The organism is Kineococcus indalonis (assembly GCF_009906395.1).
In the GTDB taxonomy this organism is placed as follows: Bacteria; Actinomycetota; Actinomycetes; order Actinomycetales; family Kineococcaceae; genus Kineococcus; species Kineococcus indalonis.
The window spans coordinates 1-950 of the sequence record NZ_JAAALM010000881.1 but is presented as its reverse complement, the minus strand read 5'-3'; the positions used below and the strand labels follow the sequence as shown (position 1 = coordinate 950).

Here is a 950-nt window from a genome sequence, read left to right as displayed (position 1 = left end):
CGCCCGCACGCCCGCCCGCCGGCACGGCGCGCGGTCGTCGCGCGGTCAGCGCAGCAGCGGGCGCACCTCCCGGCCGAGGAAGCGCACCAGGCCCGGCAGGTCCGGCTCGTCCCCGGTGGGGTGCACCGCCACCGAGGTCACCCCGACCGCGCCCAGCCGCCGCAGGGCCGCGGCCACGGTGGCGGCGTCGCCGGCCACGCCGATCCCCTCCCCGGCGGGGCGTCCCCACAGCGGCACCTCCCGGTCCACGCGCTCCTGCGCCCCCGCGCCGGTGGCGACGACCACGTTCACGGCGATCGGGTGGCTGCCGCCGCCGGCGGCGGACAGGGCGATCGCGCAGGAGTCGCGCACCTCGTCCTCGGTCATCGCGGTGCCCAGCAGGGTGCCGTCGCCGAGCCTGCCCGCCAGCGCGAGGCTCCGGGGCCCGACGCCGCCCAGCAGCAGCGGCGGCGGGGACGCCGGGGGCCAAGCCAGGGCCACGTCGTCGAGCTGGACGTAGCGCCCCCGCACGCTCACCCGCTCGCCCGCCAGCAGCCGCCGCACCGCCGTCGCGTACTCCTCCAGCAGGGTCAGCGGGGAGGCCGCGCGCACGCCCGCCTTCCCCATCCACTCCTGCACGCCGTGCCCGAGCCCGGCGACGAGCCGGCCCGGGAACGTGCGCTCCAGGGTCGCCAGCTCCATCGCGCACACCGCGGCGCTGCGCAGCGGCACCGGCAGCAGCCCGATGCCGACGCGGATCCGGCTGGTCCACGCCAGCGCCGCGGCCGCCGAGGGCACCCCGCCCTGCTTGAAGCAGTCCTCCCACACCCACAGCTCGTCCAGCCCGGCCTCCTCGGCCGTGGTGGCCAGCTCCCGCAGGGACTCCGGGGGCTGGACGGGGACGGCGCGGGACGGCGCGGGACGGCGGTGGCGCTCCGGCAGCACGGCAGGGGGCGGCGCGGCGGGAGGGG

At 80.1% G+C, this 950-nt stretch carries 1 protein-coding gene; it reads right to left on the bottom strand.

The window, feature by feature from the left end; genetic code table 11:
- Positions 1-45: 45 nt before the first annotated feature.
- Entirely contained in the window at positions 46-921 is an 876-nt protein-coding gene (locus tag GTR00_RS21710; protein ID WP_166613563.1) for an LLM class flavin-dependent oxidoreductase, read from the bottom strand.
- Positions 922-950 lie beyond the last annotated feature (29 nt).